Raw genomic sequence first — 24,334 nt, forward strand, 5'->3', positions numbered from 1 at the left:
GCAAAGGTCTGGCACCGTTGTCGTTGTGCGAAAACCGATGGAGGTGCCCCCATGACCGATGACCTGAGCCGTTCTCTGATCGCCTTCGAACAGAATAGCACCATGGTTGTAGTACTGGAGATGAGCCAATCAAGCTGGCTCGCCGCCGGAGTTGTTCCTGGCATTGAAAGACGACCCTTGAAGAAATTGAATCCCGATCCAACGGCGCTCCTGCGTTTGGTGGAGGGTTGGCGCGATCATGCGATGAAAGCCGGTCGAATGATCACTCGGATCGTTCTGGCTTTCGAGGCCGGCCGGGATGGATTCTGGTTGGCCCGTTGGTTGCGCGCTCGCAGTATCGAGCCCTTTGTCATCCATTCGACGAGCGTCGCAGTGTCACGCGAGCATCGCAGGGCAAAGACAGATCGTCTCGACACCGAGATGCTCATTCGTGTGTTCTTAGGATGGCTGCGTGGTGAGCCTCGTCACTGCAAAATGGTCGCGATCCCAACGCTTGAGGAAGAAGACGCCAGGCGCCCAAGCCGCGAGCGCGAAAGCCTGATCGGTGAACGCACTAGGATTATCAATCGCATGAAAGCGGCGCTGATCCGTCTTGGCATCCGCGGCTTCAAGCCAGAACTGCTCAAGGCGCCACAGCGCCTTGAAGCACAGTATACAGCGGAGGGCGTGCCAATCCCACCAAACATGCTTGATGAATTGCGGCGCGATATGGCGCGGCTGGCTTGGGTCCGCGAGCAGATCAATGCAATCGAGCAGGCTCGGCTTGAACGCCTGGAACAGGCGCCGAGCACTGGCCCGCATGCAATGGTGCGGATGTTGGCAAGCATCATCGGTGTTGGTGTCGAGACAGCGGATATGCTGGTGCAGGAGATCCTGTCGCGAAACCTTCGAGATCGACGGGCCGTAGCTCGTTACGCCGGCCTCACCGGGTCTCCTGACGAGAGCGGGGTCAAACGACGTGAGAAGGGCTTGGCGAAGGCGGGCAATGCACGCGTGCGGCGCGGCCTCATTCAGCTGGCGTGGCGCTTCCTGCGCTTCCAGAAGGAAAGCGCACTGGGGCAATGGTATCGAGCCAGGACCGAAGGTGCGGCGGGAAAGCGCAAAACGACGATGATCGTTGCACTTGCCCGAAAGCTTCTGATCGCACTGTGGCGCATGGTTACGACCGGAGAAATCCCCGCTGGTGTCGCGTTGCGGACGGCGGCGGCTTGAACATCTTATCGAGGAGCAGCAAATCCAGTTTCAGCGTCCTTTGCGCCTTGGCGACAGCCGCTGATCATGATCCGAGGTGGTGGTGACCCGAACACAGCCATGGCTTTGAAGCCGTGTCCAGAATGGGCCCGCCGCCTCGGAGCCTCACCGCAGAAGCGAATAGTTGCTTCATGGTCCGGGTCCCGCATGGCCCAACCGAATACAAGGTTGCGGCGCGACCATCGCGCCCGAGCGTGGGCTCCCCTCGGATCAACTATACCGAACCTCGAACAACGAAGGACATAGAGTTGCAGTAACACTTGACACGAAAGTCCTCATACAAGGCTGTGTGAAAACGTGCACGCGCGGAGAACTCGCAGAATTGTTTTCTCTCTTTTCTTCTTCCGACGGTGACTGGCAGATCGCCTCTTCTCTTATTGAACGCAATCGAGACTAACTTTCTACGCGCAAGTTCGACGTCGGAGTTTTCACACAGCCTGGGTCAAAACCGGAAAAGCTCTCTGCGAGCATATGTTTTTCGCGGTAGGGACGCGAGTTACCCCGCGCCCACCCGCGCCGTCATGACAGACCAACCTGGGCTACTACCTTATCTAGCCGCCCCCCATTCCGACGGTCTTCGGCACTTTGAGCGGATCGTAGGGCAACGGGTTTTTCGGGTTCTGCAGATTCGGGAGCATGTCAGTCGAGGCTCCGCCAGGGAAGCGCTCGATGTTCGGATACTTGATAATCGACTGGTTGAACTCGTTAAGCGGAATGTCAATCAGCGAAAGAGCCCAACCATTGTCCATGCCGGCGTAGCGACCCGGCGACGAGGTCGGGTTGCGGGTCGCGACCGCACCGTTGAACATCATGTCGTATTTCTCGTAGGGGTCCATGGTCAGGTTGTAAATGGAAGGCACGGCGCCCATGCTCAACGTCGCACCCATCCAGGTATCTTTCGAAGAATAGAGTGCCTTCCACGCCATCTTTACGTCGGGCGCCTCGGGGTCCAGAGCGATGTCGGCACGAACGCCTGAGAAGTTCTCGCCGTCGATGTAGATCCACCCGTTGCGCGCCGAGTGGTTGGCTTCACCCGTCACGTAGGCGCTGTTGTCGATGCCATCGAAATAGATCGGCTTGCCGTTGTTGTCCAACGTCTCGCCCTTGGTCGGCGACTTGAGACCAACCATCGCGGCCGTCGTCGGCCACACGTCCATGTGCGACATCATTTCGTGGAGGACCAGCCCTGCCGGAATTTTGCCCGGCGCCCACATGATACCGGGAACGCGCCAGCCGGCCTCGAACGGTGAGCCCTTTTCGCCGCGGAACGGATGGGTGCCGGCGTCGGGCCACGCGTCCTGCCAGGCCCCGTTGTCGGCGGTGATGATGACAATCGTATCGGGCGCTTCGGCGCGGATGACGTCCATGATCCGGCCGATGTTGTAGTCGAGCTCCAGCATCGAATCCGAGTAGTTGCCAAGGTGCGACTTGCCCGCGAACATCTTGTTCGGGCTGGTGGGCTGGTGCATCTTCATGAAATTGACGTCCATGAAGAACGGCTTGCTGTCCTTTGCGTGTTTCTTGATGTATTCGATCGCCGAATCGGTCTGTCGCATATCGAAATCGGCGAGATTTTCGAGCGTGATCACCGCGCCGTTGTTGCCCTTCACTGCCGGCTTGCCCGCCGTGCCTTCCCATTCGTAGAGGTTCACGACGCTCTGGTACATCTTCCAGTATTCGGCGTTACCTTTCGGGAACCACGGGTGAGCGTCGTGAGCCGTGTCGCTGTAGCCGTAGACGCCGGGATAGTATGCGGCGAACTCCTTCATCTCGTCGAAGCCATGATTGATCGGATAAAACTTCTCCACATCGCCGAGATGCCACTTGCCGGAGTAGTAAGTGGAATAGCCGTTCTTCTGGTAGAACTCGGCGATGGTGGGTGTTTCCGGCCTTAGGCCGTTCGGGTCGCCGGGAACGACGACGACCGACATGGCCGAGCGGATCGGAATGCGCCCGGTTATGAACGAAGCTCGGCCCGCGGTGCAGCTGGCCTGGCCATACCAATTGGTGAACATCGCTCCTTCCTTGGCAACGCGATCGATGTTCGGCGTCGGGTGCCCGAGGGCCGAGCCACCGAGGTAGCAACCGAAGTCGGCCCATCCGGTATCATCGGTCATCAGCATGACGACGTTGGCCTTCTTCTGCGCCGCTGCGGGCGAGATTGCCACTGTCGCCGCTGCCAACAGACCGAACCACATGCTCCTTGTATGAAACGTCATTCGCGTCCTCCCAATGCTAGTGGATGCTCACCTCTATAAATCCTGCTGACGCCTGCCTTCGCGCTGAAGTGCATAGGTCGACTTACTACAACCAATCACCTTGGTAGCTAGTCCTCCGCTCTGTTCCCTTCGGCCGACAATCTGCGCGCCGCAGGCTAAGCAAATTTCATTCAGTCCCGAAAGCGGGGCTGACGGAATTCGATCTGCATACGCTTTTTAAAGTGTCGAAGATAAATTTTAAAGTGTCGAAGATAAAACTTTGTCACAACCCTGCAGTCAGCTCCATAAGCACGTTAATGCTCCGCTGCGCCGCCGATAGGTGTAATAAACTCGCGTCGCTGCATGCGCGATCCCATCAGAATGCGACAGTGTATCTGTCCCAACATCTGGAAGACGTTGGGCGCGGTTTCGTGAAATGTTCACCGAAGTCCGTAGGGTCAGACTCGGACGTCGGCGCTCGTAAGCGTGCGGTCCGCTCTAACCCCCCCCGGTGAGCGGACATCGTAAGGCTGGCCACTCAGGTCCGAAAAGTGCCAACAGCCGACGCGATAAAAGAAGCCGCCAACTGCGGCGGCCTTACCTTCTCCACGGCAGTTAGCGGCCGCTGCTAAAGCAGGCTCGCTGATTGCCGCGATCGTTTCGTTCTCCGCATGATGGTGGACCGGTCGAAACACAGGCAGCTACAGTTTTATTGCTCAGCTGTCGTCACGGTTGGGGGCAACGACGGCAAGATCTGATCGTCGTTTTCCCGCGCATTCCGCCATCATGAACTTCGCCAGGGAATCTTCGGGAAACTCTTTCAGGATGTCACGGTAGGCACGCTCTGCCGCAGGAAAATTGCCGATCTCGAACTTTTGCGAGGCCTGCCAGGTCATCGCGCTCAGCTCCTCATCCCGATCCCGAACTCCTAGGTCAGGGTCGTCGCTGGTACGAAGAGCGAGTAATTCATAGATCATGAACTCGGTCTTGCGGCCCTTTACCTGAACCGGCTTGATCGGCCGCGCGAGTATGTCGGCCTTTGCCTGGTCGTAAATGCTGTCGCTGATGCAGATGGTGGTACCAAACTGCTTGTTGATGCCTTCAAGGCGGGCGGCAACGTTCACGCCGTCCCCCAAGGCCGTGTAGCTCAGCCGGTTTGAAGACCCGACATTGCCGACAAGGACGTTGGCGCAATTGAGCCCGATCCTGACGTTGATTCGCGGCCGTCCTTCCGCCTCCCAGGCATCGTTGACGCGCTCCATGCGGCGTACCGCCCGCACCGCCGCGGCGCAGGCGCGTAGAACGTGGTCACGGCGTTCAACCGGGGCATTCCAGAAAGCCATGACGCCATCGCCGATGAACTTATCGACGGTGCCACCTTCCTCCGAGATCGCGGACGAGACCTCCTCGAGATAGGTCGATATCTGGACAAGCAGGTCATCAGGCGCGAGCGTTTCGGAGTGGCTGGAAAAATTCTCCAGATCGGAAAAGAACACGGTGAGGAATCGCGGCTCTACGCCCAGCGTCAGCGGAATGCCGGACTTGATGAGTTGGCGCACCACATCGAGCGGAACAAAGGATGAGAACGATTTCAGCGACGTTCGCAGCAGCGAGGCCGCCGATTCGAGTTTCGCGATCTCCTGGATATTCGATGGTGGACGCGCGGGCGTATCGAAATCGAGGCTTTCGATCGCCTGCAATTGCCGGGACACATTTTCGACCGGACGCGACAGCCGGCGAGAGGCGAAGAAGATGAAGAACAACTCGACCATGGTGAGACCAATGATGACGACCATCATCAATCGATTGGTCTTCTTCAACGTGCCCACGAAATCGTCGATCGGCGTCAACGTGATCACCTGCCAGGGTTGACCGAAGCCACCCGGGAAATTGGCGAAGGCCGCGATCAAATCCTCTCCGTTCGTCGGTGACTGGAAGGTGAATCTGTCAGCACCGGTACGAGCGTGCTGGCGGTGAGCCTCGCGCACGTCGGGATCGTCGATATCAGCCAGGGTTGCGATCTTGAGGGTTCCGTTCTCGATCCGAACGCCCTTCTGCTTATCCGGGAAGGCGATGATCTTGCCGTTGCTGCGGTGGGCGATGAGGGTCGTGCTGCGCGCGCTGGCTCGGTGCTTGTCGAGATAGCGCGACAGGACATCCACGGTAATGTTGGCAGTTGCGCAGCCGACGAAGTCGACACCATGGAATATTGGAACACGCAAAAAGAGAATAGGAAAACCGGTGTCGGGGTTGATGGAGGGCTCGGTCACCGCGAGCGTCCGCGTCGTTTTGGCGGCCTGATAGCCGGGCAAGCGGCGAATGTCGGTATCGGTGGGAACATCATAGGCACCGACTTGATGGGGCCATATGTCGAAGAATTTGCGGTGGCGGACCCGTGAGAACGCAAAGGTGATCGCATCGATGTAGCTGGCGTGCCAGTTCGCGGCCGCCGGGATCTTGGGATCCGCGCGCCGACGATCCTCGTCAATTCGCGTCACGACCCGATGATAGCCATCCTCGAAGCTGACGTAGATGGCGTCGATATGCGCGGCCGAGGTCAGCGCGCGGTACAGCAGGTCATTGCTTTGCTCGGTACGGAAATACCCGGAATCGGCGCCTGCTACTTCGGCGAGAAAGCGCAGCGGGCTTTCCGTGCTCTCGATCAAATTCTCGGTGCGCTCGATGCCGGCCTGGCTGGTCTGCGCGACCGCGTCGTTCAGGACCGCCACCATGCCGGCCGAGTTCTTGTTATAATTGTAGATCAGGATGAAAATGAGAACGGGAATGCTGAGGCCGATGAACAGCAACGACATGATCAGGCTCAGCCTCGGCCGCCTCATCGTGACAAACCGCGGAAGCGCGCCCAATCGGGCTATTGTGCCGCGCAGAGTGCGGCGACTTCGGTAGGCAACCAGGACTGCAGTCGCCAATCCGGCCGTCACAAGCAGCAGCACAATCAACCAGCGCCGCAGGCTGCCGTCATTTCCGTTCCAAATCAGTGCGGCGGGCAGCGTATCGTCGGTCAACAGCCCGAGTTGCCGGTAAGTCTTGGCGATACTTCGCCAGCGCGCAGGATCCTGTTCGCCGATCCGATCGGGGTCGCGTCCGACCAAGGCCTCCGTGTGCTCCGCCTCAAACAGCAGGGCCTCACGGCTCTTTTTTGCCGAATAGGTTCTAAGGATCAGATCGACCGTCGCCTCCTTATGCGCGAGGGCGTAGGCCCAGCCTTTCACACTAGCTGCCCTGAACGCCGCGACCCGGTCCGGATGGGCTTTCACCTCTGCCTCAGAGGTGCACAAATTGTCGCCGTAGAAATCGATGCCGGATGCGGCGGGCGCGAAGGTGCGGTACGCCGCGCCCAGCTGTTCAAGGACAAAAGGCTCGTTCGTGCTGTAAGCGACCATCGCGTCGGCCCGGCCGGCCAGGAGGTCGCGCGGATTTCCCTCGTGATCAACGCGCGGCAGGGCTTGATAGTCGACCCCTTCGCGCTCCAACATTGCGGCGATCTCATCGCTTCCCGGCGCGTCCATCAGCGTACGGCCGCGCAGTTCCGACACGTTGCTGATATCAGCCCGGCGCGCGACCAGGATGACGGCCGGGGAACGCTGGAAGATGGTGGCCAACACGACCAGCCGGCGGCCCGCCGCCCAGCCACGCAGAACGCTTGAGGTGCAGACCCCGTAATCCGCCTTGCCGCCGGCGACAGCTTCGGCGGCGTCGATGCCGGGACCGCCTTCGCGGATGGTGACGTCGAGACCCGCGTCGCGGTAGAAACCCTGTTCAAGTGCCTGGTAATAGCCGGCGAACTGAAATTGGTTCTTCCATTTGAGCTGCATCGACACTTGATCCAGCGCAGCGGCAGGATGCGATGCCAGCAGGACCAGGCAAGCCGCCATGGCTAGCCGTCTCAACATGTCCGGTTGCCGCGCAAGCGTGGCGAGCGGCCAAGCTGCCGCCACGCCGCCAAAAAACGTGATGAACTCGCGCCGTCGCATGTGGCCTCGCCGAGGACGTGCCTTGCGCAATCCCTGAACTATAGCAGCCTATAGCCGTCCTGTGGGTGATAAATGGCAGCTACCAGTCTCAGGCGGTGATCAGGTTTCATGTCCGGTAATGGGATCATTCGCGACTTGGTCGAGCCCGCAGCAAGTCCGGCCATGTCCGCTATGCCGCCGATATTGTTGCAAAAGTCTTTTTCGGGTGAAGTACGAAAATTCTAATGACCGCTGATGCGTTTCGCAGGCGGCAACGTGAGGGACCACATCGTTTCACCCAAAATCGACCACGGTCCTTCGTAGCGGCGCTACAGGACGTGACAGCGGAAGAGAAGTCTAAAAATCAACTTTCGCGAGATTTTTGGTGTTGTCCGATTTTCGACTTTTGCAACAGTATCCCCTCAGGAGCAGACGTCGTCAGACTACCCGGGCATGTCTGAAAAGTGCCAATTTCAGGCATACAGGTTCATGCTGCTGCATGTGCGCGGATGGCTCAACCAAAAGCGGTTATGTCTCGATCTCGTTCATGAAGATGATTGGGAACTCGGTGAGATGTTTCGCGTTTTTTGGCAAAGCTAACCCTTGCGCGCCGGTTTCGCCAAGCGCACGCTTGCCAGGCGATTTCACAAGAACCTACGGAGGATGCGACCATGCCACGGGTCAAGCAAGCTTCGAAGCAGAAACGCACAACCAAAGCCGCCGCCGTGAAGGCGCTGGGTGCCGCCGGACTGAGTTTTTCGCTGGTGGGTAGTGGTGCACCCGCATCCACGATGCCCACTGCCAGTATCCCGCAATCTGACAATACCCCGCCAAATCAGCGCTTCGTTCTCAGCGAAGAGGAAATGACCGACGTCAGTCTCGCCACGTTCTATGTCTTCGATAGGGAAAACGTTGGCAGCGGCGTGCAGCTAGCGCGCGGAGGCGGTGGGTGCGGCGGCTGCGGCCATGGTGGCGGCGGGTGCGCCCATGTTGGCGGCGGATGCGCCCATGTTGGCGGCGGGTGTGCCGGCTTCCGTGGTGGCGGTCGTGTCGGGTTTGTTGGCTGCCGAGGTTGCGGTGGCTTCCGTGGTTGCCGTGGCTTTCGTGGTTGCGGTTGCGGCGGCTGCGGGTTCGGCATCGGGTTCGATGACGACATCGGGTTCGGTGGCTGGGGAGACGGTGGCTGCTGCGCATCCTGGGGAGCGTGCCGCTTGTGCTAAGTCCCACGACCTAACGGCCCGGCCTCACCAAGGACTCTGCTAAGCTGCGATCAGCCTCTCGCTGGTTGCGAGTTTAAGGTCGCCTTCGGGTCAAAAACGGAAATGGCCGCGCTGGAACGACATGTCCGTTCTAGCCTCCACAACAGACATCGTCAGGCCGCCCCGGCTTATCCGTTTCGTGCCACAACCAGACTCATGCACCGCAACAAAACAGCTTCTCTATTCTATTACCTCGTCGGCGGCGGCGAGCAGCGACGGCGGCACATCAAGCCCGAGTGCCTTGGCGGTCCTGAGTGGAGTTAGCAATCGCGTGCTCAACTACCGTGAATTTTCCTTTGGGCCGAATTGCGCGTTTCGGTTCAACCGCCAGCGTGTGGTCCATCGCGGGCAAGCCTCGTACGTCGTCGCCGTCATGGCACCTTCCGATTTTGCACAGCTATAGTAGCAAATCTTGGTTAGTCCCGAGATTTTCTCTCCAGATTTATTGCACAGCAAAGGCAGTCGGTAAGGCTCTCCCGTTAGCGGCGATTGTTTTGCAAATGCTGATGACGACGCTGCAAGAACGGCTAATGCCAAAACTATCCTCATCTTGCCCCCCCGTTGTGTCGCTCGCACGGCGCGCTCGGATTGGCGAACGTACAGTTGACGCCCGCCGCCGGACCGGGAGCGGAATTAGCAATCTTGCATCTAGTGAGGCCTGATAAGGTGAGCCCTGTTACCGGCTAAAAATTCCCTTTTCGCTGAAATATTTTCGTCGCGAAGTTTTCCAAGGAAAAGCCGCCCGAAGACGGCTCCTCAATTCAAAGCTGTGATCATGGTTTGGTCTCCGCCGCAGCCCGCTCCAGTGCAAGTCTGATGTCACGCGCATTGACACGGTCCGGTCCATTGCGGCTCGTCCATTAGCGTTCTCCTCTCAGGGCGCCTCCGAGCCGATGCAGCTCCATTTCTTCCAGCCATCAGCGGCGTGGATCATCTATCGAGCGCCAAATCGGAATGTCTCAGAATGGGATGGACCGGCCGTGCTTCCGCCCAGAACCGCTCAGAGCATGAGCGGGGGGCTTAGAAGCACGAGGAGCACATCGCTATGTCCCATAAGACAGCCGCTGCAGCCGCACAAACCATTGGCATCGATACGGGCAAGAACACCCTGCATTTGATCGGCCTCGACGACAAGGGGGCAATCGTTCTGCGGGAGAAGGTTTCACGCGGCCGGATCGCAGCTCGGTTCGCCAATGCGCCGCGGTGCCTGATCGGAATCGAAGCTGGCATGGCAACGCACTACGTCGCTCGCGAGCTAATTGCGCTCGGTCATGACGTAAGGCAGGTACCGCCAGCCTATGCCAAACCGTTCCGGCAAGGCCACAAGAACGACTTCAGAGACGCACACGCGATCGCGGAAGCCGTGCAGCGGCCGTCGACACGCTGCGTTCCAGTGAAGACCGACGATCAGCTTGATCTACAAGCGCTGCACCGGGTGCGATCTCGCCTGGTCGGCCAACGAACGGCCGTGATCAATCAGATCCGCGGCTTTCTCTTGGAGCATGGCATTGCGGTACGTCAGGGGCTTCGCTTCCTCCGCCAACAGCTTCCGGACATCCTGGCTAAACGCGGCGACGTGTTGTCACCTCGCATGACCAGGATCATAGAAGATCTCAGCGGCGATTGGCGGCGTCTTGATGAGCGTATCAAGCACATCACCGAAGAGATCGAGGTTCTGGCGCATGGCAGCGAGAGTTGCCGTCAATTGATGACCGCTCCGGGCATCGGCCCGCTCATCGCCAGCGCCACGGTAGCGGCCATTGGCAATGGCACCGCCTTTGCCAAGGGCCGTGACTTTGCCGCCTGGCTCGGCTTAGTGCCGAAGCAGATGTCGACTGGCGATCGGACGATCCTTGGGCGCATCAGCAAGCGCGGCAATCGCTATCTACGCACGCTGATAATGCAGGGTGCTCGCGTTATTCTGCTCAGACCAGCAAACTGGGCGAAGCATAGTTTTGGGTTGTGGCTCACGGCTGCGGCACAACGCCTACACCATAACGTCCTAGCAACCGCACTCGCCAATAAGCTGGCGCGGATCGCTTGGACTGTGTTGGCACAAGGTCGCAGCTACGAAGCGCGCGTCGAACCAAAGGTCGCATAAGATCAACGCGTTCGGACCCGCCGAGGGGATGTCCAAGGCTGATCCCTGGGCGCAACCGAGGAATGTTACAGCTATACCTGCCGAGGTCTGCGAGTTGGATTTGAGGAGATGGAGAAATGGTCTCGCCGTCGCACACGTGATCTGGTGACCCAAGCGGCCTCTCAGGGCCTTTCTCAGAATGAGATCGGGTGCGCGCGGATATCCATGATGGCCAGGAGCACAAACGCTCCATGCAAGGGCCGGATACAGATGCGCAAGACCAACCCCCTCCATTTTTCACATTCGGCTTGCAACGCACGGCCGGTCCATACAGTTGGGTCAAACCCAGAAGTCTCCATAGCTCGGCCCAGTTCCCCGCCGCTGTCGGAAGGGAATTGTCTCCGACGCGCGCCAGCAAAAGCTAACGTTTATGTGATCAGTCTCTGGGCGGTCCTTTGTCTTTGCAACGGCTGCACTTTTCAAAATTTGCGGCTCATCGCTCGAGAATCTTGGGCGACCTGACGGAATAGGATGCGCCGCGATACGGTCACACACACACAACGCGACCCGCATGGGGTTGCCGAAGCGTCATTCGCCCTAGTTTCTCATGAGTGGAGAATCGAAATGACCTTTGGAAAATCACGACGTACTGCTCTCGTCTTCGCAACGTTAGCAGTCAGCACTATCGCGCTTGCTGCCCCCGCGGCACTTGCCGCCCCGCCACTTCACAGGGGACCATGGCCGATTCGCAATGGTCGCAATTACCAGCCAACCGAGCATGAGCTGAGAGCCTTGCATAAGGAGGATGTCACGCCCGGTCAGGCGCGCGAGATCGACCGATTGTACGATCAACTCCTGGCAAGCAGTGAACAGGTTCGCAACTGACCGTGCGGCGACGACTTCTGGTCTACCCCGATGAACGGACATCTTCCGAACCGGTCCGCATGTCTCAAAAGTGCCAGAAGTTGACCTCCCACTCCGGCTCCCTCGCGACCAAAAGCGCTCCTAATCGCGCCAACTTAAGCAAGACCTTGGTCAAGCGCCTCAAGGCTCAACCCCCGGCCATCTCCAATCGATTAAGCCGTCAATATACCGGCGTCGGGTCAGATCATCCAATTAGTGGGTGCGCCATTCGCTCGGGGCTGAAACTCTACTGGCGAGGGGCCGCGGGAGCGAGGTTGCGAGCAAAAAAGTTGAATATCCGGTGTCGCTTTTCGCCGCCTCAGGGCATTGACGATACGCCCATCGTGGGGCTCGATCAGCGTCGAGCGAGCGGAGGAGGCGAGATCATGGGCTACAAGCCGATCGAGTCCTACGGCGTCATCGGCGACCTGCACACCGTTGCCCTAGTCGGCATCGACGGGTCCATCGACTGGTGCTGCCTGCCGCACTTTGACTCGCCGAGCGTCTTCGGGGCGATCCTCGACGACCAGAAAGGGGGCTCATTCCGCATCGCCAGTCTCTACGAGGCGCAGCACAAACAGATGTACATGCCTGACAGCAACGTCCTGGTGACGCGCTTTCTTAGCGACCAGGGCGTCGGTGAAGTCGTGGACTTCATGCCGGTCCAACGCCCGCGCGAGATCAGAAAGATCCACGAGATCGTCCGGGTAGTGCGGGCTGTGCGCGGGTCGGTCCGCTTCCGCCTCGACTGCCGGCCAGCTTTCGACTTCGCCCGCCGGCCCCACCAGGTCGTCCTGGAGGGCCGGGGAGCGATCTTCGAGGCGCAAGGCATGAAGGTCTCGCTAGTCAGCCGCTTCCCGCTTGGTCGGCAGGGCGACGGCGTCGCTGCCGAGTTCGTCCTCAACCCCGGCGAGACGACCACGTTCATCCTCCGCCAGGTGGAGGAGAACGGCCACGACAGCGTTCATGACGGCGTCCTGCTCGAGGCGCGGCTGGTCGGCACGGAGGCCCTGACGCAGACCCAAGCCTTTTGGCGGCAGTGGCTGAGGAAGTGCAACTATTCAGGTCGCTGGCGCGAGATGGTCCACCGCTCGGCGCTGGTGTTGAAGCTGCTGACGTTCGCGCCGACCGGCGCGATCGTGGCGGCGCCGACCTGTGGGCTGCCGGAAGAGATCGGCGGGGTGCGCAACTGGGACTATCGCTATACTTGGGTGCGCGACGCCGCTTTCACCAATTACGCCTTCCTGCGCCTGGGGCTGACGTCGGAGGCAGAGCAGTTCATGGCCTGGTTGGAGCAGCGGGCCGTCGAGGGCGCCCGGGGCGACCCATTGCAGACCATGTATCGCATCGACGGCGGGCACGAGCTGCCCGAGGAGGTCCTCGGCCACCTCGACGGTTACCGCGGCTCGCGTCCGGTGCGAGTCGGCAACGCCGCTGCCGAGCAGCTGCAGCTGGACATCTATGGCGAGCTGATGGACGCCGTCTACCTGTACGACAAGTACGGGACGCCGACCGCCTATGACTTCTGGTGCCACCTGCGCAAGATGCTCGACTGGGTGGCGAACAACTGGGAGCGAGCCGACGATGGCATCTGGGAGGTGCGCGGTGGACAGCAGCAGTTCGTCTACTCCAAGGTGCAGTGCTGGGTGGCGCTGGACCGAGCGATCCGCCTTGCGCAGAAGCGGAGCCTGCCGCTGGACCGCACCCGCCTGGCCGCGGAGCGAGACCGCATCTACGAGGCCATCATGACGCGCGGCTGGGACACGGAGCGGCAGACCTTCGTGCAGCACTTCGCCACCGACGCGGTGGATGCGTCCAACCTGATCATGCCGCTCGTCTTCTTCCTGTCGCCGACCGACCCCCGCATGCGCGGGACGCTGGATCGGACCATGGCGGAGCTGGTCTCCGACAGCCTAGTGCACCGCTACGAGATCGGCAGAGGAGCCGGCGACGGCCTGACCGGGAGCGAGGGGACGTTCAATATGTGTACGTTCTGGCTGGTGGAAGCGCTGGCCCGGGCGGGCCGCGCCGAGGAGGCCCGCTTCATCTTCGAGAAGATGCTGACCTACGCCAACCACCTCGGCCTGTACGCCGAGGAGACGGGTCCGTGTGGCGAAGCGCTGGGCAACTTCCCCCAGGCATTCACTCACATCGGGTTGATCAGCGCCGCGTTCAACCTGGACCGCCGGCTCGGCCGTGGGGCCTTGAGTAGGGTCGGACCATGAGCGCGCAGGTCGCTTACCTAGGGACTTCCACCGCAGACTGGGTGGGGGAGCTTTCGAGCAGCGATCCGCTCCAGCGCCGCCTCGGCGCATATGCCCTAGGCGAGATTGGCCCCGCGGCAACCGAGGCTGTGTCCGACCTCGCCGCGGCCCTCCAGGACCCGGTTGGGTTCGTGCGCGTTTGGGCGGCGGCGGCCCTCGCCCGGGTGGCGCCGCCAGGTGGAGAGTCGGTCACCGTCCTCATCGCGGAGTTGGGCAACGAGCTCGCCTTCGTCCGCAGCTTGGCGGCCTGGCACCTCGGGCGCCTCGGTCCGGCCTTCCCGGGGATCGAACAAGCCCTCCTCCCCCTCCGACAGCTAGCGGGTGATAAGGATCCGAGCGTGCGGGTGGAGGCCGCGCTAGCGCTGGGGATGCTCGAGGGGAAGGGCGCCCCGCCGCCGGAGCTGAAGTCCTTGTCCTCTTGAGCCTCCGGCGGCGTCGCCTCGCGCGGATTTGTTCGCGCTCCTCCAGCAATTCTTTGATGCGGGCAGAAATGCTTGGATTTTATTTGAGGTAGATGAGATGCCAAGCGGAATTGCGGCGAACCTGCTTGGGCGCTCTGATAGCGTCGCAGCTTGTTGCCAGAACGCGGCCGTCAATGTCGCTGAGGCAAAGCGTTGACGCCAGAGTCACACCGGCTCTTGAGATTCGGATGGCCCTCGGTATGGAGTGATAGCTGTTCTCACCGGCATGCTCTATTGAGCAGGCAATTTGCGAGGACCAGAGGTCCCTTTTGGGTCAATCGCGCCACTTTGGCGGTGCGCGGGCTACTTCCGATCTTCCCCGGTAAGCGGACATGCCAACCGGCCGCGGGGATGTCTCAAACGATCCGGACGTTCGCCCGATAAATCTAGACGCTCTGATTGATTCAAAGGAAATTTCGGCAAGGTTTGAGCCCGAAACGGTTCCGTCAGCGGAGGGAAGGCTGAATGGCTTCTTCAATCCGGTTTTTCCGGGGATAATTCGAGGCTCCGCGAAGTCCCGATATTTTCCAAGAATGCCTCATCGTGGCTGACGATCAACAGAGCACCGTCATAGGAGCGTAAGCCGGCCTCGACAGCCTCAATGGAGTCGATGTCCAAATGATTTGTCGGCTCGTCAAGGATCAGGAGAGAAGGCGGCGTTGATCCCGCCAGCACGCAGGCTAGACCTGCGCGCAGCAATTGACCTCCACTGAGCGAAGAAACAACCTGAAGGGCTGCGTCGGCGCGGAACATGAAGCGGGCCAAAGCCGCCCGACAGGCATTCTCATTCGCCTGCGGGTTGATCCGCCGGAAGTTGTCGCGGATCGAGATCGAGGGATCGAGAAGGCTCACCCGCTGGTCGAGCATGGCGTAGTCGACCATGATCCGAACAGCTCCGCTCCAGGGCTGCAGCTTGCCGGTGATGATCGCTAACAATGTCGTCTTTCCGCAGCCATTAGGGCCGCTAACGGCAAGACGCTCCGGACCGGTGACCGCAAAAGACAGGTCGCGAATAATAGGCCAGTCGGGTTCGTAGCCGGCAGTTACTGCGTCCACCTTCAAAACAGTCTTGTTGGCCGAAAGCCCCGTTGACGGAATAACAACTGACAGAGGTTGGAGGATTTCGATGGGTTCGCGAGCGGCGGCCGCGGCTTCGATCGCTTGCGCGCGCCGGCGTTCTGCCAGACGGGCGTTCTCGCCGCTCGTGCCCTCGCTTCTATCCTTTAGACCTCCAAGAGCAATGCGCGGCATGCCGCCCTTGGCGCTCTTCCTTCGGCCCGCCTGATCCCTGCGTGCCTGCCGCTCGGCTGTCGCCTGTGCGCCGCGTGCGACTTCGGCGACGCGTCTCTCTGCGCCCGCGACGTCGTGCTGCGCCGCCGCGAGTTCGAGCGCCTTGCGTTCGCGATAGTGGCTCCAGTTGCCGCCATAGCGCGTGGCACCGAGCGAGGTCAGTTCGACAATGGTATCCATTATTTCGAGCAACTCCCGGTCATGGCTCACGACGATCGCACCCACTCGCCACCCGGCCAACAGGTCGATCACTGCCCGGCGGCCATTGCGATCGAGGTTGTTGGTCGGTTCGTCCAGCAGGAGGAAATCAGGTTCAGAAAAAACAAGGACTGCAAGACTGGCCCGCGTGCGTTGCCCACCAGACAGCGCAGCCAGAGGAGTTTCGTGTTCCGTGTTCAATCCGACACGTCCGAGGGCGCCAGCAATGCGTGGTTCAAGAGTCCAGTCCACGACTGCAAGCTCCTCGCCGGTGGCTTCACCGGCTTCTGCCCGACGAAGAATGGCCAGATTTTCGGTCGCGCCAAACAGGTCGGCGATCGTTCCATCCGGACTCACCTCTACGGCCTGACGAAGGATCCCCAGATTGCCGTTGACGGACACTTTTCCTGACTGGGAGGTTAGATCGCCAGATATGAGCTTGAGAAGTGTGGATTTGCCAATGCCATTTCGACCCACAAAGCCCGCCCGCTCCGCGCCGAATCCAAGGTCAAGGTTCGAAAAAAGGGTTCGGCCGTCAGGTGTCGACCATGAAAGATTGGAAATGGTGATGGAAGCAGACACGGACAAGAATCTCCCTGGAAACAAAACGAATCGGCGTTGTTGCCTGGGTGGGATCCATTGCTGCACACATCCTGTTGGAATTGCTGACCCGCAGATATCTAATCTAGAAGGGAGGGTGTGGCAAATCCTGTTGGGAGGGCCAGCACTTTGCCGCTAGAGAGAAATAGCTATCGAATGGCAGCAGGAGAGGAAAAATTCGCCTATGCTCTCGCGCTATCCCGTCAGTCAAGCCGACTTCCGCTTTGGGTCGATTTTGTTGCAAAAGTCGAAAATTGGACAACACCAAAAATCTCGCGAAAGTTGATTTTTAGACTTCTCTTCCGCTGTCACGTTCTGTAGCGCCGCTACGAAAGACCGTGGTCGATTTTGGGTGAAACGATGTGGTCCCTCACGTCGCCGCGCGCGAAGCGCATCAGCGGTCTTTAGAATTTTCGCACTTCACCCGAAAAAGACTTTTGCAACAATATCGGTCAAAAACGGAAATGACCCTGCTTCCTCGGCAAGTCCGTTCTACCCTCAGGAGCAGACGTCGTCAGACCACCCGGGCATGTCCGAAAAGTGCCATGAGCCGACATCGCTCCAATCAAGCAGCGATACTTGTCAGGCTCCTTAGCGGCCGTAGGGGAAGCAGCGGTGGCGATCGAGTGTGAGACCGAAATGCGCTCCTAGCGCAGCGATGGCCGCGTCCTGCTCAGGATAAGGATCGGCATTGGATGCGGCAACGATGATGATCCGGAACCCGCCGCGATCCTTGCCACCCGGTGGCAGCATCGCTGTAGCCAGTGCATTGCCCTCCCTGTCGCGCAACGTGAGGAAAAGCGGCATCTCTCGCTGTACATGGGCCTCGAGGCCGATGTCGCGCTCGATCGCGTTGGGCCACACCGGACGCCAGGATTGGACTGCCTTCTCCCGCTCGCGGCAGAAATATTTCTCGACTGTGTGGCTCATCAGGCGCGACTCATGCGCCGCTTCACCTTCCGTCTCGATACGGAACCAGGTCTTACCCTTCGGCGCGTCGCAAACATACTGCATTTCGCCCGTCCTGCGATCGCCGCAATTCTAGGGTGGCGGGCCCGCAAAGCCAATAGCTGCCATTGGCGAAGGCAACTTGCGCCCGATTTGGACCGGCGGGATGACTGCTTTGGGGGTCTTGGCCGCGTGAAAACTCCGACGTGCAATCTGCGCGTAGAAATTTCGCCTCGATTCGGTAAATCAGAACACCAAAAGTACTTGCGGCCACTACTAGGAGAAGACGACAGAGAAAACAATTCTCCGCGTTCCTGGCTCGTGCACGTTTTCACGCAGCCAGGGTCACAATCGCGTCGTTTCGACCGTGGTTCGTCACTTTCGCGGTAGGGACGCGAGTTACCCCGCGCCCCCCGCACAGATCCGTGCGAGCCCAATTCGGGCACACGGCTCCCACCTCGGGTGTGTAACGGCGCGTCGTGATATTCTCACGAAATTCCGTATGCGCTTCAGCGCCTGTGACACGGTTTCCCGGTACTGTGCCCGGCCCGTGCTTTGCTGACTCACATTCCCCTCGGCCCCCGCCCTTGGCTCCACCAACTCCGCAGCCGGTTGCCCGGCCTTGTTCGTCGGCTTCACAGCTACTATGGCGGGGTCAGACTTCTCATGATCGTACATCATCGGCTACGGCTCCTCGCCTTCCCGACACGGACCAGTGCTACACGCATGTGGCGCTGGCCGACCATGAGATCTCCCGGTTCCCGAGCAAAGAGCGTCCGCACATGCCAGTGTCTAAGACCACGCCGGGTCGTCTGGGCGCTCGCACTATCGCGCCCATCCGTGTTGCCTTCCGTCACCGGAACGACGTCGGCACCCAGGATGAGGGTACTATCGCGGCTCAATGGCTGGCCTATGCGCTCCCCTGTCAACGCTTCGCCGATGCCCTCGCGGGCATCTGCGCATGACTCGGGGTCGATGCGGGTCGCTACTCCTTCATCGTGATGGACTTGCACCATCTACTCCTTGCCGGTCTCCCGGCGCACTCCGGTCTACCCCGATGAACGGACATCGTCAGACCGCCTCGGCATGTCGGAAAAGTGCCAGCAACGGACTCATGCACCGCAGCAAATAGCATCGCTTTCGATCACCTGGAGTTGCGAACCGGCGGCCCTATGAATAGACGCCGCAGACCGACGGAGCGTCTTGTTGTCGCGCGAAAATGCCAGATAGATAATGGCCTATCGACAAAAGATATTTGCGGAGTGGACCCATGCTCATGAAGCCGCGCGTCGTGGCCGCAAAACCTCAGCGTTATCAGTCTTCGCCCCCGCCCATCTTGCCGATATGATGCTGCGCGTAGAACTCAAGCCCGAGCCTGCCGACGAGATCGAGCTGCGTTTCGAGGAAATCGATGTGGTGTTCCTCGTCCGCCATCAGCTTCTCGAACAGGTCGCGTGTCACATAGTCCTGCGCGGCGTGGCAGTACGTCGCGGCTTCTTGGTAGAGCGTGCGGGCGGAAATCTCCGCCGCCAGGTCGCAGTCAAGCACCTCTTTGACGTTCTGACCGATGCGGAGGGGATCGAGCAGTTGCAGATTCGGGAAACCTTCGAGGAAAATGATACGCACGACCAGCTTGTCAGCGTGCTCCATTTCTTCAATCGATTCCTTACGCCACTGCTTGGCCATATCCTTGTAACCCCAATTGTCGAGCAGCCGGTAGTGCAACCAATATTGGTTGACCGCGGTCAATTCATGCCGCAGCGCCTTATTTAGAAATTCGACGACCTTTGCATCACCCTTTCATAACCACGCTCCTGTTCTGGCCATGGCTCAAACTCTAGAAAATTTACTCTGAACTTTCTAGCAGCACCAGCGCGCGATGCCACTGGATGGCGGCACCATTGAAGCCTAGGGCTGCTTGTCCGCGGGCGCAGCGAGTACCGGGCCGCCATCCGCACGACCGATTTTCGTTCCGTCCAATACCTCGTCCATGATTTCTCGGATGGTGCGCGCGCAGCGACCGCACTGAGCTCTGCAGCCAAGGCAGCTATAGACATAGCTGGTGGTTCGGCGCGTCGCAGTGTTGGCGACAGTTCGCACCTGGGTGTCGCTTAGGACGTTGCAGGAACAAACGATCATCGGAAGCCCGCTAGCTCAGATTCCCATGTCTGCTTCATCGCTAAAAGCGGACATTCATCACGACGACGGCTTTTGCAACACTATCTGCCATCAACGGAAGTGGCCAATCTCATTCGATCACCTCATCGGAACGCTGCTGGACGGACAGGGGCACGTCGAGATCGAAGGCCCTGGCCGTCTTGAGATTGACCACCAGCTCGTATTTAGTGGGCGTCTGCACCGGAAGGTCGGAGGGTTTCTCGCCCTTCAGGATGCGGTCGACGTAAGGTGCCGCGCGGCGAAACGGATCGGCAAGATCGGTCCCGTATGATATCAGTCCGCCGCTCACCGGAAAAAGGCGATAGGCGTAAGCCGCCGGCAAGCGATACCGATCCCAATGCAATGATCTGGTCGCGGTGGGCCAGGATGAAAATATCCGGCATGACGATCAGGCCGGAGTTCGGCTCGCGCGCGAGCGATGCCATGATGGAATCAATATCGGAAGAATTGTGAACGGGCGCGGCGACCATCGCCATCTTGAGCAACGGGGCTGCAGCCTCCACCGGTTTTAGGAAATACGATCCACCCTCGGGAGACGTCGCCGGATTGAACATGAGCGCGACACGGCGCTCCCCACAGCGGATTGGCAATGCTCGTCTCGCGGATAAGCTTGCGTATCTGCAACGGAACCGTTGGCCTGCCACCCCGCGCTCTCGATTTCCAGCGCCAATATAATCGGAAGCCAGCGCGATGCCATTTGACTACGGTCTCCGGCTTAACAATCGCCAGCGCATCGCGAACGCCAGGGAGAAGCCGATAGAGGCAAACAAAAATCAATCGGTCGATCGAGCTGAAGGTTTGTTTCTTAGGAGCGGTTCGCCGCAGAACGTTTATCTGCTGCCGCAACATCCAAATTTCAGCCTCGAGCGCTGCCCGCGACCGAAACAGATCTGCGACCATCCAAACAACGAGCCTGACAAGATCTCTCATCCCGTAACAGCATCGCCCGATTCTCGATCAACTGCTAGTCAGATTGAGTTTGCGACAGGGACAAGCCCGCCGGCTCCCAAATGCAGGGTCAAAACAACAACGCGGGCCTTTCGGCCCGCGTCATGGATCGAAACGATAAAGAGAAAAGCTCAGCGCGGCCCGCGCGGACCGGCACCAGGACCGCCACGGCCGCCACCGGGACCACCGCGGCCGGCGCCTGGACCGGCGCCAAACACCGGCTTCGGCTTCATCGGCAACAGGCCTTCGCGCTGCAGCTTCTTGCGGGCGAGCTTGCGCGCACGGCGCACGGCTTCGGCCTTTTCACGGGCCTTCTTCTCGGAGGGCTTTTCATAATGACCGCGGAGCTTCATCTCGCGGAAAATACCCTCGCGCTGCATCTTCTTCTTCAGCACCTTGAGGGCTTGATCGACATTGTTATCGCGAACGAGAACCTGCACGCGGCATCCTCCTCGTAAAGCGCACGGCTGGCGAAAGGCCAAGCCTCAACCTTGAGCGCGCGCATGTATCAGACAAAGGCGGGAATGTCCACCTGCGGACCTGCTTTTTATGGCCGATAATGAGGCGCATTCGCCGGGCCAGTACAGCCTCGTCGCGTGCTTCCTGGTGGAAGTAGTGATGACGATGATGTTCCTGTTCATCATCATGGGAGCCGCCCATGGCAAAGCGCCCGCAGGCTTTGCGCCGCTCGCGCGAAGTAGCGGCCACAAGGCAGCGCATAGCTTTTCTAGCGGGGTGCAAAGGTAGAAACGTCCTCCTCGCGCGACACTTGGATTTGTCAAACTTGGGCCGTGTCCTTGCTAGGTCCGTTCATCCCCTCAACAGCGGACATCCGGCGACTGCATCGGCATGTCCGTTTTGTGCGGTGGGCTCAACCGGTCGATGCAACACTTTATCTTAGAGGGAAAAGATGGAGTGAGACGATGGAACAGAGATTTCGTCGAGGTTTTACAACGGCCGAGAAGACGGAGTTATGGGATCGCTGGCAACGCGGGGAGTCTTTGAAGGGGATCGGGCGAGCGTTTGGGAAGCCGTCATCGTCGATTTATTTCCAGGTGGCCCCGCACGGGGGCATCCGTCCTGCAGCAAGGCATCGCTCAAGGCTGGCATTGGCGCTTTCGGAGCGGGAGGAGATTTCCAGAGGGATTACAGCGCATCAATCAGCCCGATCGATAGCCAAGATGCTGGGCCGCTCGCCTTCGACGGTGAGCCGAGAAATTAGCCGGAATGGCGGCTATGATCGATACCGAGCGGCTCTGGCGGATGACCAGGCCTGGGCCCGAGCCCGCCGTCCGAAACATTGCAAGTTGGCGACTAATCCCGGGTTGCGACAGGCGGTAACCAGCAAGCTGAGATTAAATTGGGCACCCGAGCAGATAGCCGGCTGGCTTAAGAGAGCCCATCCTGAAGATGAGAATTGTCAGGTGTCACACGAGACGATCTATCGCAGTCTCTTTGTTCAAGCTCGCGGAGTGCTTAAGAAAGAGCTACTTTGCCATCTTCGATCGAAGCGCACGATCCGTCGATCGAAACAGGCAGGTCTTCACGGCGATGGACGGGGACAAATCAAGGATCCCGTCTCGATCCGTCAGCGCCCGGCAGCAGTTGAAGATCGAGCGGTGCCTGGCCATTGGGAAGGCGATCTGCTGTCCGGTTCGAAGAACAGCTATATCGCGACCTTGGTCGAGCGTCATACCCGTTACGTGATGTTAGCAAAGGTGGCCAACAAAGACACCCAATCGGTCGTCTCCGCGCTCATCAAGCAAGCTAGAAAGCTGCCGACCGAACTGTATAAATCGCTAACCTGGGACCGGGGCAAGGAACTTACGGATCATCGACGATTTACGTTGACGACCAACATCGACGTTTATTTTTGCGATCCGCAAAGCCCGTGGCAGCGCGGGTCGAATGAGAACACCAATGGCCTGCTGCGACAATACTTCCCGAAGGGCACCGACTTGTCGGTGCACTCGCAAGCCCACTTGAACAAAGTGGCTCGCCAGCTTAACGAACGGCCGCGTAAGACCATGCAATTTGAAACCCCAGCAGAGAGATTTAACGCCTGTGTTGCATCGACCGGTTGAGCCGGCTGCCACAACCGGACTCATGCACCGCAGCAAACAAAGCGCGTCGTTCAATCACCTCGTCGGCGGCGCCGAGCAGCGAAGGCGGTTGGGCTAAGCCCTGACAATTGCTTAGTGCCGAAATTGCCGTGCCGCTTGGGCATATCCGATCCGGCGTTCGGGCGGAGTCGGGTACCGCGCAGTAACCCGAGCGAGCATCAGGCGGACGTCGTCGCCGCGATTTGCCTTGACTGCTGAATCCAGAAAGACCTGCTCCAGAAAGTCCTGTTGCGCGTGACTGCCGCCGAGACGGTGCATCCCGTCGAGGATTGGTTTCATGAGATCGACTGCACGGGAGTGTTCACCTCGCCGATGCGCCAGCACAGCCTCAGATACAGGCAAAGCTATAGTTCCAACGACCTGCGCGACGGCTCCGTCGCCAAGACCGAACAAGCGCATCGCATCAAGCATTCGGTGTGCCACGCCGTCGCGTCGGGTCGCGGCCAGCGCCATCATCCAATGCGGTTGAGTGAACGCGGAGAGGCAATCGCCGATCCGCTGTTCGGCCTTGTCGGCAATCTCGATCCAGCGATCGCCCACGTCGATGCCTTGTCGCTCAAGGCGAAACAGCATCGATGCCGCATTCTGCACATCGATATAGAGATCGGGCAGCGCCTGAGTGAGCGGCGAATCGAGGTTGCGGAACCGCCGATCGTAGAGGTCAAGAACCGCCTCGAATTCGCGCTGCTCCAGATGGAACATCGCGCGATGCCACCAAATGTGATGGATCAAATTGTTGCCCCCAGCGAAGTATCGCTCGTGCCTTTCAAGCAGATCGATGCCTTCGGGCTGACGACCCTGCATTTCCATAACGTGAGCAACGGCGTGTATACCCCAGAAGTCTGCTGGGTCGAGCTCTAGGGCGGCCCATCCAGACGGCTCTGCCGCAGCATAGTCGCCGCACTCTTCGTTGGCGAAGCAGCGACAGGACAGGATGGTGCCATAGCCTGGCATGTCCCGCCCCCATTTCGGAAAGACTTGTTCGGCGGAAGCACGCATGGCCTCGCGTCGGCCAAGCCAAAAATTGTTGAAGTGGGCAAGCCGGAAGGCGAGTACGTCCATCGGATGTTCGGTGACAATGTCGTCCCAGATCGTCAGGGTACGGTCGATGTCGCCGGCGATCCAGGCATCGAGTGCCTCGACGTGAGCCCGTTCCCGTGCAGTAGCCTTCATCGTCATCGCACGGGCGGTTCGAGCCGCCTCGGCAGCGACCGGGACGTTGGTCAGTTTGTACGAGAGCATCGCGAAGTAGCCGGCCAGACAATGCGCGAGACCGAACTCGGGATCGGCAGCGAGGGTACGGGCGAGATGCTGCGGGGTATCGGCGCGGAATTTTAGATAGGCCAGGATTGTGCGGTCAAAGCTTGCAGCTGCTTCCATGGACGATGTCGACATCGTCAGTCCGTGTTGGTCTTGCAGCATTGCTGTTTCCCTTTCTACCGAATTGATGATTCCAGTAGAGCTGGTTCTTTGTTCACTCCGGATATTCGATTGGGACGTTGCGACCGTCGGTCCATCCTAACTGCTTCCGTTGAAACGCCGCGCCGCGACGGTGATCCTCCGGATCGTCGGTGGTCAAGCTTATCAGCCAGCCGATGCGCTGTATCCGATCGGACTGCTGGAGGCGCGGCGAGCGGAATACTTGCTGCCGCGCCTCCA

Annotated in this window: 12 protein-coding genes and 2 pseudogenes; 6 read left to right on the forward strand and 8 right to left on the reverse strand. The window is 59.6% G+C overall.

What is annotated here, in order from left to right; genetic code table 11:
- The first annotated feature begins 51 nt into the window (after positions 1-51).
- Positions 52-1,212 carry an IS110 family transposase gene (locus B5527_RS36785; RefSeq protein ID WP_079607796.1) on the forward strand — a complete coding sequence of 387 codons (1,161 nt, stop codon included), beginning with the start codon at positions 52-54 and terminating at the stop codon, positions 1,210-1,212.
- Between the two features lie 590 nt (positions 1,213-1,802).
- Here B5527_RS36785 and B5527_RS36790 read toward each other — a convergent pair.
- Both B5527_RS36790 and B5527_RS36795 read right to left on the reverse strand, forming a co-directional pair.
- The gene (locus B5527_RS36790; protein ID WP_079605852.1) at positions 1,803-3,470 is read right to left on the reverse strand and encodes an arylsulfatase; all 1,668 of its coding nucleotides are present in this window, start codon (positions 3,468-3,470) and stop codon (positions 1,803-1,805) included.
- Between the two features lie 695 nt (positions 3,471-4,165).
- Positions 4,166-7,444: an ABC transporter substrate-binding protein gene (locus B5527_RS36795; protein ID WP_079605853.1), complete on the reverse strand. Its 3,279-nt coding sequence runs from the start codon at positions 7,442-7,444 to the stop codon at positions 4,166-4,168.
- Between the two features lie 2,283 nt (positions 7,445-9,727).
- Here B5527_RS36795 and B5527_RS36805 point away from each other — a divergent pair.
- From B5527_RS36805 to B5527_RS36820, 3 genes are all read left to right on the forward strand, one after another.
- The gene (locus tag B5527_RS36805) at positions 9,728-10,783 is read left to right on the forward strand and encodes an IS110 family transposase (RefSeq protein WP_079605855.1); all 1,056 of its coding nucleotides are present in this window, start codon (positions 9,728-9,730) and stop codon (positions 10,781-10,783) included.
- 1,268 nt (positions 10,784-12,051) lie between these two features.
- A complete protein-coding gene (locus B5527_RS36815; RefSeq protein ID WP_079605857.1) occupies positions 12,052-13,890 on the forward strand; it encodes a glycoside hydrolase family 15 protein in 1,839 nt (612 codons plus the stop codon).
- On the forward strand, positions 13,887-14,351 hold the full coding sequence (locus B5527_RS36820) for a HEAT repeat domain-containing protein (RefSeq protein WP_079605858.1): 465 nt from the start codon (positions 13,887-13,889) through the stop codon (positions 14,349-14,351). The genes B5527_RS36815 and B5527_RS36820 overlap by 4 nt, the downstream gene beginning before the upstream one ends.
- 513 nt (positions 14,352-14,864) lie before the next feature.
- Here B5527_RS36820 and B5527_RS36825 read toward each other — a convergent pair.
- The 5 genes and pseudogenes from B5527_RS36825 to rpsU form a co-directional block, all read right to left on the reverse strand.
- A complete protein-coding gene (locus B5527_RS36825; protein ID WP_079607797.1) occupies positions 14,865-16,460 on the reverse strand; it encodes an ABC-F family ATP-binding cassette domain-containing protein in 1,596 nt (531 codons plus the stop codon).
- 609 nt (positions 16,461-17,069) lie between these two features.
- Complete coding sequence (locus B5527_RS36830; RefSeq protein WP_079605859.1) at positions 17,070-17,492, reverse strand: hypothetical protein; 423 nt, start codon at positions 17,490-17,492, stop codon at positions 17,070-17,072.
- 1,248 nt (positions 17,493-18,740) lie between these two features.
- A pseudogene (gene bfr / locus B5527_RS36840) lies at positions 18,741-19,226 on the reverse strand (bacterioferritin); the annotation flags it as partial.
- 448 nt (positions 19,227-19,674) lie between these two features.
- Complete coding sequence (locus B5527_RS36850) at positions 19,675-19,926, reverse strand: ABC transporter substrate binding protein (protein ID WP_172842774.1); 252 nt, start codon at positions 19,924-19,926, stop codon at positions 19,675-19,677.
- 757 nt (positions 19,927-20,683) lie between these two features.
- Positions 20,684-20,992: a 30S ribosomal protein S21 gene (gene rpsU, locus B5527_RS36855; RefSeq protein ID WP_079605862.1), complete on the reverse strand. Its 309-nt coding sequence runs from the start codon at positions 20,990-20,992 to the stop codon at positions 20,684-20,686.
- Positions 20,993-21,113: 121 nt separating this feature from the next.
- Between rpsU and B5527_RS36860 the strand changes: the two are divergent.
- Positions 21,114-21,245: pseudogene (locus B5527_RS36860) on the forward strand (aquaporin Z); the annotation flags it as partial.
- A gap of 230 nt (positions 21,246-21,475) precedes the next feature.
- Positions 21,476-22,636 (forward strand): IS30 family transposase, encoded by a 1,161-nt coding sequence (locus B5527_RS36865; RefSeq protein WP_079605863.1) that lies wholly within the window; start codon positions 21,476-21,478, stop codon positions 22,634-22,636.
- Positions 22,637-22,747: 111 nt separating this feature from the next.
- Here the strand turns inward: B5527_RS36865 and B5527_RS36870 are convergent, their stop codons facing one another.
- Entirely contained in the window at positions 22,748-24,097 is a 1,350-nt protein-coding gene (locus B5527_RS36870) for a tetratricopeptide repeat protein (RefSeq protein ID WP_079605864.1), read from the reverse strand.
- Positions 24,098-24,334 lie beyond the last annotated feature (237 nt).

Source organism: Bradyrhizobium erythrophlei (assembly GCF_900129425.1).
Classification (GTDB): Bacteria; Pseudomonadota; Alphaproteobacteria; order Rhizobiales; family Xanthobacteraceae; genus Bradyrhizobium; species Bradyrhizobium erythrophlei_C.